Consider the following 8,720-nt stretch of genomic DNA (forward strand, 5'->3'; position numbering starts at 1 on the left):
CGCCAGCCGCGGCCCGCTGACCGAGAAGATCCAATCGGCCTTCTTCGACATCGTGAACGGCCGCAATCCCCAATACGCCCACTGGCTCACCAAGGTCTGAACCCATGTCACAAGCCATCGTTGAACTGCTGGCCAAGGATCTCAACCTCCAGGGCTGCGTGTATTGCCCCAGCCCCAAGGCCGGCATGAAGCTCTGGAACAGCCACCCCAAGGTCTACCTGGACGTGGCCCACACGGGCGAGGCCAAGTGCCCCTACTGCGGCACCGTGTACCGCCTGAAGGCGGGCGAAGTGGTTCGCGCAGGGCACTGAGCTTGCGCTTGCTCAGCAAGCTGTCGGGGCTGCCATGCGGGTGATGCACTTCGTCACCGGTGGGTTCTCCGGCGCCACCCAGGTGGCGGTAGACCTGTGCCAGGCGGCACGCAGCGCGGGCATGGACGTGGTGCTGGTGCTGCGGCGCAAACGCCGCACCACGCTTCCTGCCAAGGTGGAAGCCCTGCGCGCCCAAGGCCTGGATGTGCGGGTGGTGCCCGGCTGGGCCCACGCAGCCACGGTGTGGGCACTGCGTGCCCTTGCACTGGAGTGGCGGCCTGACATCCTGGTCACCCACGGATACAGCGAACACCTGTGGGGCCGTTATGCCGGGCTGTTGGCCGGGGTGCCCCGGTTGGTGCATGTGGAGCACAACTCCCGCGAGCGCTACACACGGTGGCGCCTGAAGCAGGCGCTGTGGCTGGCCGACCGCACGGCGGCCACTGTGGGCGTGTCGGAAGGCGTGCGCGAGCAACTGGTGGCGCGTGGCTTTCCGGCAGCGCGCTGTGTGGCGATTCCCAACGGTATTGACCTGGAACGCTTCCCAGAAGCCGCTTTGGTGCAGTTTGCCGAGCGCACACCCGGCATCGTGATGGCGGCGCGCTTTGCCCGCCAGAAAGACCACGCCACCCTGATTGAAGCCGCGGCCTTGCTCAAGGCTCAGGGCGTGAGCGCACCGGTGTATCTGGCTGGCGGCGGCAAGGCGGGGATTCAAAAGCGCATGCAAGCGCTGGCTGCGCAGCGCGGGGTGGCCGATCAGGTGCACTTTCTGGGGCCCGTGTCAGACCTGCCCCAGCACTTGATGAGCCACCAGATCTTTGTGCTGTCCACCCACTACGAAGGCATGCCCCTGGCGCTGGTCGAGGGCATGGCCGCAGGCTGCGCCTGCGTGGCGTCTGACGTGGTGGGTGTGCGCGGCGTGATGCAACCCGGCAAGACGGGGCTGCTGGTGCCCGAAGGCGATGCGCCAGCCTTGGCGCAGGCGCTGGCCGGTTTGTTGGCCGACCCTGCCCGCGCAGCCAGTCTGGGCGAAGCGGCACGAGCGCAGGCCGTGCAGGAGTACAGCCTGGCCAGGATGCACAACAGCTACCAGCAATTGCTGGAGCGCGTGCATACCCAAGGTTCTCCCTGATCAGAGTTTGGGCAAGCTACGGCGGTGCCACGCATTGCCCAGCGTCAGCGCCAGCTTCATCGTGAACTTGCGCCAGCGCTGGCCGGGGGTGAGCGTGTCGCGGGTGTCCCAGATGCTGCTGACCTCGCTGGTGTCGTCCAGCGCAATGGCCGAGGGCGATACGCCCAGAATGCGCAACTGGTCGCACTCCCACCAGAAGCGCAAGTCCACATCAATGGGCCTGCCAAAAGGCTGACGATGCGCCAGCAGCTTGGCGGCCCCGGCGCGGCTGACCACGTAGCCCGCTGTCATGCTGGGCACGCGGCTGTAATCTACCAGCGCGGAGCCGGGCACCAGGGGGCGCTGAGACCGCACCTTTTCCCGGTCGCGGCCCCGCAGCTTGACCATGTCCCACGGCTCTTGCAGGGCGGCAATCGCGTTCACCACGTCGGCAAACTGCGGCGTCAGGCGCACATCGTCCTCCAGCACCACCAGCGCGGGTGCACCGCTGGCCAGCAGTTGCTGCCATGCACCAATGTGGCTGGCATAGCAGCCTTTTTCGCCATTGCGCAGCGGCTTGTAGTACTGGCGCGCATTCAGGTCGTCGCTGTACCAGCGGCTGGCCTGCTCTGGCGGCACATCGGCCCACCACACGGCAGGAAAGCGCTCGCTGGGCATGTCGATCTGCTGCAACTCGGCCAGCAGCCGGGTGCGGCGCTCGGCATCGCGGTCGAGGTTGATGAAGACGATGGGCAGTCTCATAGGCGCGCTCAACCCAGCAGGCGGCGCCACCAGCGGCGCTTCTTCTTGACCAGCGGCGTGCCTTGTTGCAGCGCCATGGCTGCTTCCAGGTACTGGGCAAACTGCAACGGGCGCTGGGCGATGGCGTCATCGGCCACCGCCACCAGCAGTTGCTCGTACGCTGGCTCGCGCGACTCGAACAGGTGGAAGAAGTCGTTGTCGCCATAAAAGGTGCCAATGCCGAACACCCCTTCGTTGCCCAGCGCAAATTTGGAAATCAGCGTGGACGTGGGCTTGTGCAGCACCAGAGGCACTCCTTGCTCGCGTGCCAGGGCTGACATGCCCTCGGCCGCGTCATAGGCGGAAGAAGATTTCAGGTCTGGTCGGCCCAGTTGTTCCCACACCCGCTTGCGAAACGCCATGAACATGGGGCCTGCGTAGGTGTGTGTGGTTTTCTTGTGGTTAGAGAACTGAGACAGACCGAAGATGGCGCCGCGCTCGGCGTGCGCCACCGCCATGTCGTAGGCCGAACGCTTGAGCGGGAAGGCGTCGATGTCACAGAAGATGACGATATCGTCCGAGTCCATGCGCTCCACCACGCCATTCATCCAGGTGCCGTGGGGGATTCGGTGGGCGGATTCCTGCTGCAGCGGCACGTCCAGTGCAGCAAAAACCTCGCGCTGTTTTTGCAGGATGACACTGGGAATGTTGTCCCAGTACATGGTGTGAACGGTGGGTGTTGGCAGGATGGTCATTTGTATCGAATTGTCTGTGTGAATTGTGATTCACCCTGTGCAATCAGCTCTGGTGTTGGGTTGGTTTTGATGGGTCTTGAACTGGTGTGGAAGATTCATGTGCTGATTGCCTGCGCAAAGTGGCCCTGGCCGCGAGTAGTGCCATCATGTACACGAAAAAGTGACTTTCTCTCGCACTCCACAGCGGGGAATTGGTCATGCTGTCTGCTGCAAGCAGCGCTGCCAACCCTATCAATAGAACCCTGGCTTCGTCGTTTTCAGCTTTACGTGCCAGCCAAACCATGCTTGCCAGCATGAGAAGATAAACCGCCAATCCGAGTAGACCATGCTCTACAGCGAAGTACAGAAATTGGTTGTGCGGATGCCAATGAATCCAGCCATGGCATCCCTCCGGGATATCCACAAAGCGGCAAATCTCTGAGTGATAGGCCCCGGTCCCGTGGCCTAGTATGGGTTTTTCAGCGATAAGTAGCGGAGTGATTTTGTATAGGTAGACCCTGTTACCGATAGATGTGTACTTTTCCTGATCTATTCCCTGTACTTCTTCGTAGGCAAGTATGAATCTCTCGCGCACCAAACCTGAACTGGCCAGAACTCCCACCACAAGCCCCGTGCCCAACGTGGCGGCAATCCACAGCCTGTTTCCTCTCAGCGTGGTTGCTACAAACACTGCGAAAACTACGCACAGTAATACGTATCCCGTTCGTCCCTCGGAAAGGTGAGTGATGCTCACGCTGGCCAATGCTGCCATTGCGGCCCAAGCACCTTTGCGCCAAGACATGGGCGTACTGAGCATCCGATATAGAGCTATCAGCACTAGAAATGCCATCATGATGTTTTGAGTGATGTAGTCGCCAAATACATGGTGGCTCACATTCCATCCATGATTTTGTGTTTTGGACCAGGGAAGTTCCCACCAAACATTGAGCCACGTGGAAGCAAGCACAAAACTCATCGCCAAAACAAATGCATTCATACAGCGCTGCTGCAGTCGCTCGGTTGTGATGGCAGACATCAACAAAATGGCGAATGGCAGTTTGATGTATTTGGTCAGATGTGGACTGATGTCTTGCCAACTGGCGGGCGAGTACAGCAACCCAAGTATCACGAGTCCATAAAGCGCCATCGCTGCCCAGGTCAGGGGGTTATCCCTCACGAAAATCCAGCGCTCCCGGAACCTTCCAGTTGCCAGCCATAGCACCGTGATCACCGCCATCAAAGTGCTCGCCATCGCCAAACTGATCGGGAAAAAGAAAAACAGTGACGTGATGGCCAAAGCCAAGATATCGCGGGATTTAGGTGGCATGGGTATGTAAAAGGTCAGGGACGCGATTCAGGCAGCAACTGAGCAGTGAGCGTCAGCCTGCGGACAAGTCGTCGAATTGTCTTACCCAGTTCGCAAAGTCGTATGGGTCCAGCGCCCCTGGCGGCAGCGCGGGCAGTGGCGCATTCAGGAAGGCGGGCAGCCGGGCATTGTCATCCTTGCCCAGCACGAAAAAGCGGTCTGGGCTGTAGAACGGCAGGGTGCACACGCTCATGTTGTTGGTGATGAGCTTCTTGTGGAAGAACAGGGCTTCCAGGCACCGCACGGTCAGGCCGCTTTGGTTGGCCTGGGTAATTTCCAGCAAGCAGCGTGAGCGGTTGATCGTGTCGATGTTGTCGGTGTAACCAATGCTGCGGGGCAGCACTTCCACGCCGGGCGTGGCGGGGTAGCTTCTTCCGGGTTCGGGCACCATGCGAATGCAGGTGCGCAAACCCAGCGGCTGCCACTGCAGCGCCAAGGCGCGCAGCGTATCGAAGCGGTTCTTGTCCTGCCCCAGAAAGTAAATGTCCCATTCGGCCGGGACCTCCTGGCGAAAAGATTCCACCGAGCGGTACACCTGCTGCGTGAGTGTGAGGCCGTACCGCTGCGCATCGCCTGGGTCGAACGTAAAAATGTGGAACCCCAGCCCCTTGAGCTGCTGCATGTGCAGCTGCCGCATCTGGTGGTTCTGCTGGTAATCGATGACCGGGTTCCAGGTGAACAGCGCAATGCGGCGCGTGCGCAGGTATTTGCGCAGGATGCGCAGGTCCTTGATGTTCTCGATGCCAAAGATCAGCACCGGTGCTTGCGCCGGAATGGCTTGCAGCGCCTGCAGATACGCAGCAGGGAAGGGACGAAACCCCGGCAGGCGAAACGGGCTCCAGGCGTCCAGCGCCTTCAGCAGCGAGTACGCCACCCCTTTGATGCGCTTGGGGTGGACCAGGACGCCCGCGCGCTCTTCGGGGGGCAGGCTGGCGAGCAGGAACTCTGTCAGCGTGAAGGGGTTGGCAATGATGTAGGGCATGGAGGGCAGGCGGTGCGGCCCGATTGTAGGGAGCCGCCTCTGCCCTGAATGGCGGTCACGCCGCAGCAGCAAGACGCCCGCAGGCTGTGTGCCACTCATCGGCCAGCACCGCGACCAGTTCACGTGCTGGCAGGGCCCGCGCGGCCCCCACCCCTTGCCCTGCCCACAGCGATAGGTGGCTGGTGCGCCCCTGTGCGGCCGCCGCGCGGCGGAGGGCGCCTGTCAGCGCGTTTTGCACGGGGTAGGCGGGCACGCGGTCTTCCTCTGCGGCCAGGGCCTCCATCATCGCGTTGACAATGCCGCGCGCCGGGCGGCCCGAGAAAATGCGAGTGAGCCGCGTGTCGGTGTCTTGGGCCTGGGCCAGCGCCTGTCGGTACGCGGGGCCGATGCCGGATTCAGGGCACGCCAGAAAGGCCGTGCCCATCTGCGCGGCCTGGGCGCCCAGCGCCTGCGCAGCAGCAATGCCCCGGCCGTCCATGATGCCGCCCGCGGCAATCAGCGGAATGTTGACGGCATCCACGCACTGCGGCACCAGCGCCAGGGTGCCTACCTGGCTCGCCGTGAAATCGCCCAGGAACGTGCCTCGGTGGCCCCCGGCTTCGGTGCCGCTGGCGCACACTGCATCGGCCCCCACTTGGGCCCAGGCGCGCGCCTCGGCCACGATGGTGGCTGTGCCCACCACCAGGCAGCCTGCTGCGTGCAGGCGGGCCACCTGCGCGGCGTCCAGAATGCCGAAGGTGAAGCTGGCCACGGCGGGGCGGGCCTCCAGCAGTGCTTCGAACTGGGCGTGGAAGTCCTCGCACCAGCGCGCCGGCGCCTCGGGCGGGGGCAGGCCCAGGTCGGCGTACAGCGGCGCCAGGCGGTCGATGGCCGCCTGCACCGTGGCCGCATCGGGCGTGGGCTGCTCCAGCACGAACAGGTTCATGCCGAAGGGCTTGGCGGTGGCCGCACGCACGGCGGCAGCAGCCTCGCGCATGGCCTGGGGCGAACGCATGCCGCAGCCCAGAAAGCCCAGGCCGCCGGCCTGGGAGACGGCGGCGGCCAACTGGGGCGTGTCCGAACCCGTCATGGGCCCCTGGAAGAGGGGCAGGTCGATCTGCAGGCGTTGCAGCAAGGCATTCATGGGATCAGCTCCGCAAAGAAGAATCGGGGGCGAGGACAGAGGGGGTGTCCTGGGCGCCGTGCAGCGCTGCTTGCAGCGCGGCCAGCGCGGGCGTGGCGTAGCCCGTGCGGTGCACCAGCACCGTGTCGCAGGGGCCCAGCGGCACCCAGCGCAGCGCGGGCGGCGTGTGCAGCAGATCGACCACCGCCTCAGGCACCACGCCGGCGCAACGGCCCCCGGCCACGCAGGCCAGGATGGCGGGGTAGGACGCGAGCTCCAGCACCTGCGGCGCCTGGCCCGTGGCCTGGCGCATCCAGTCTTCGCCGATGCGGCGGTAGGTGCAGCCGTGCGCAAACGCGGCCAGGGTGTGCACGCGCAGGTCGGCAGGTGTTTCGGCGGGCGGGTGGCTGGCCGGCAGGGCCAGCAGCAGCGATTCCGTCCAGACGGGCGTGCGCGGCACCGGGGCCTCCTCGTCCAGGCCCGGCGGCGGCCAGGCCACCAGGGCGCAGTCGAGTTCGTGGGCCAACACCTGCTCCACGAGTTGGCGTGAGGGCGCGGTGCGCAGCTCCAGCACCAGCGCGGGCCAGCGCGCGTGCAGTTGCGCCAGGGGCGCGGGCAGGCGCGCGGCGGCCGTGCTTTCCATGGCGCCGATGCGCAGGTGGCCGGTGGGAGTGCCCGGGTGCAGGGCCTGCCGCGCCTCCTCGGCCAGCGCCAGCAGGCGCTCGGCATAACCTTGCAGGGTGGCGCCTGCGGGTGTGAGCACCATGCGCCGCCCCTCGCGCAGGAACAGGGCGGCGCCCAGTTGCTCCTCCAGCTGCTGCACGCGCGTGGTCACGTTGGACTGGGCGCGGCCCAGCCGCTCGGCCGCGCGCGTCACGCTGCCCTCATGGGCCACCGTGCGAAAAATCTCCAGTGCGACCAGGTCCATGGATTCGTTTGTGAGATGATTTGTCAAAAAATCATCTTAAAAAAAGATTGATGGCGATCATACCGCCGGAGACCGCGCCATGGAACCACAAGCCACCCCGTCGATTGATGTGCCCGCGCCCCGCGGGCCCGCCCTGCACTGGAGCGAGCGGCCCCATGCCGTGGCCCTGGCCGGCATGCTGGCGCTGGCGGTGGCTATGGGCGTGGGGCGGTTCGCGTTCACCCCGCTGCTGCCCATGATGCTGCACGACGGGGTGTTGACCCTCACCGAGGGCAGTTGGCTGGCCACGGCCAATTACGTGGGCTACCTGCTGGGGGCGCTGGCCTGCATGGCACTGCCCTGGGTGGCACCGGGTTTTTATGCACGCTGGCATCCGGCGCGGCTGGCGCGTGCCGGGCTGGTGGCCACGGTGCTGCTCACGCTGGCGATGGCGCTGCCCGTGGCCGCCGCGTGGCCGGCGCTGCGCTTTGCGGCCGGGGCCGCCAGCGCCTTCGTGCTGCTGAACGTGGCGGCCTGGTGCATGGTGCGCCTGGCGGTGCTGGGCCGCCCGGCCATGGGCGGGCTGATCTTCTGCGGGCCGGGCGTGGGCATTGTGCTCACGGGGCTGGCCGCCAGCGCGATGGTGGCAGCGCAGTGGCGTGCGGCCTCGGGCTGGGTGGTGTTCGGGGTGCTCTCGGTGCTGCTGTGCGTGGGCGTGTGGCCCGTGGTGCGTGGCCGCGCGGTCAAGGCCGACGCCGGTGCCCAGCCCCGCGCGGTCGCGCAGGGGGGAAACGCCGGCACCCTGGCGGCGCGCGGCGTGCACGCCGTGGCGTACGGCCTGGCGGGGCTGGGCTACATCGTGACCGCCACCTTCCTGCCCGTGATTGCGCGTGCCGCGCTGCCCTCCGGTTCACCCTGGCCCGACCTTTTCTGGCCGATGTTCGGCGCGGGCGTGGCCGTAGGCGCGGCGCTCAGCACGCGCGCGCCCAGCGCCTGGGACCGGCGCTGGCTGCTGCTGGCGGCGTATGCGCTGCAGGCGCTGGGCATCGTGCTGGGGCTGGTCTGGCCCACGCCGGCGGGCTTTGCACTCAGCAGCGCGTTGGTGGGCCTTCCGTTCACGGCCATCACCTTCTACGGCCTGCAGGAGGCGCGGCGCCTGTGGCCGCAGTCTGCCGACAGCTTTGCGAGCCTGGTCACGGCCGTCTATGGCCTGGGCCAGATCGCGGGTCCGCCGCTGGTGGCGTGGCTGCTCGCGCACGCCGATGCCGGGCAGGGCTTTGCCCGCGGGCTGGCGCTGGCGGCGGGGGCACTGGTGGCCGGCGCGGCGATGTACGGCTGGTCGGCCTGGCGCTGGCCGCAGCGCGCCTGACAGGCCGTCAGTGCTGCCCCTGCAGGCGCGCGTCCCAGGCCTCGCTCTGTCCGCTGTCCAGGCGCCGCTGGAACAGCCGCTGCCATGACGGCGGCAG

General features: G+C 65.9%; 9 protein-coding genes and 1 pseudogene. 4 read left to right on the forward strand and 6 right to left on the reverse strand.

What is annotated here, in order from left to right:
• From A612_RS16890 to A612_RS01740, 3 genes and pseudogenes are all read left to right on the forward strand, one after another.
• Nucleotides 1-100 (forward strand): annotated as a pseudogene (locus A612_RS16890) (branched chain amino acid aminotransferase); the annotation flags it as partial.
• 4 nt (nucleotides 101-104) lie between these two features.
• Nucleotides 105-311 (forward strand): zinc-finger domain-containing protein, encoded by a 207-nt coding sequence (locus A612_RS01735; protein ID WP_019372892.1) that lies wholly within the window; start codon nucleotides 105-107, stop codon nucleotides 309-311.
• 34 nt (nucleotides 312-345) lie between these two features.
• Entirely contained in the window at nucleotides 346-1,443 is a 1,098-nt protein-coding gene (locus tag A612_RS01740; RefSeq protein ID WP_019372893.1) for a glycosyltransferase, read from the forward strand.
• Here the strand turns inward: A612_RS01740 and A612_RS01745 are convergent, their stop codons facing one another.
• The 6 genes from A612_RS01745 to A612_RS01765 are packed head-to-tail and all read right to left on the reverse strand — an operon-like array spanning nucleotide 1,444 to nucleotide 7,275.
• Nucleotides 1,444-2,184, reverse strand: a complete 741-nt coding sequence (locus A612_RS01745; RefSeq protein WP_019372894.1) for a glycosyltransferase family 25 protein — start codon at nucleotides 2,182-2,184, stop codon at nucleotides 1,444-1,446.
• Nucleotides 2,185-2,192: 8 nt separating this feature from the next.
• Nucleotides 2,193-2,918, reverse strand: a complete 726-nt coding sequence (locus A612_RS01750; protein WP_141630312.1) for a hypothetical protein — start codon at nucleotides 2,916-2,918, stop codon at nucleotides 2,193-2,195.
• Between the two features lie 43 nt (nucleotides 2,919-2,961).
• Nucleotides 2,962-4,224, reverse strand: a complete 1,263-nt coding sequence (locus A612_RS16360) for an O-antigen ligase family protein (protein ID WP_075807008.1) — start codon at nucleotides 4,222-4,224, stop codon at nucleotides 2,962-2,964.
• Nucleotides 4,225-4,276: 52 nt separating this feature from the next.
• Nucleotides 4,277-5,245, reverse strand: coding sequence for a WaaS/CpsH family glycosyltransferase (locus A612_RS01755; protein ID WP_019372896.1), 969 nt, complete (start codon nucleotides 5,243-5,245; stop codon nucleotides 4,277-4,279).
• Between the two features lie 55 nt (nucleotides 5,246-5,300).
• Nucleotides 5,301-6,368: an NAD(P)H-dependent flavin oxidoreductase gene (locus A612_RS01760; protein WP_019372897.1), complete on the reverse strand. Its 1,068-nt coding sequence runs from the start codon at nucleotides 6,366-6,368 to the stop codon at nucleotides 5,301-5,303.
• Nucleotides 6,369-6,372: 4 nt separating this feature from the next.
• On the reverse strand, nucleotides 6,373-7,275 hold the full coding sequence (locus tag A612_RS01765) for a LysR family transcriptional regulator (RefSeq protein WP_019372898.1): 903 nt from the start codon (nucleotides 7,273-7,275) through the stop codon (nucleotides 6,373-6,375).
• A gap of 79 nt (nucleotides 7,276-7,354) precedes the next feature.
• Here A612_RS01765 and A612_RS01770 point away from each other — a divergent pair, with 79 nt between their 5' ends.
• Nucleotides 7,355-8,623 carry a YbfB/YjiJ family MFS transporter gene (locus A612_RS01770; RefSeq protein WP_040435583.1) on the forward strand — a complete coding sequence of 423 codons (1,269 nt, stop codon included), beginning with the start codon at nucleotides 7,355-7,357 and terminating at the stop codon, nucleotides 8,621-8,623.
• The last annotated feature ends 97 nt before the right edge of the window (nucleotides 8,624-8,720 follow it).

The organism is Melaminivora alkalimesophila (genome assembly GCF_000282995.1).
GTDB lineage: Bacteria > Pseudomonadota > Gammaproteobacteria > Burkholderiales > Burkholderiaceae_C > Melaminivora > Melaminivora alkalimesophila.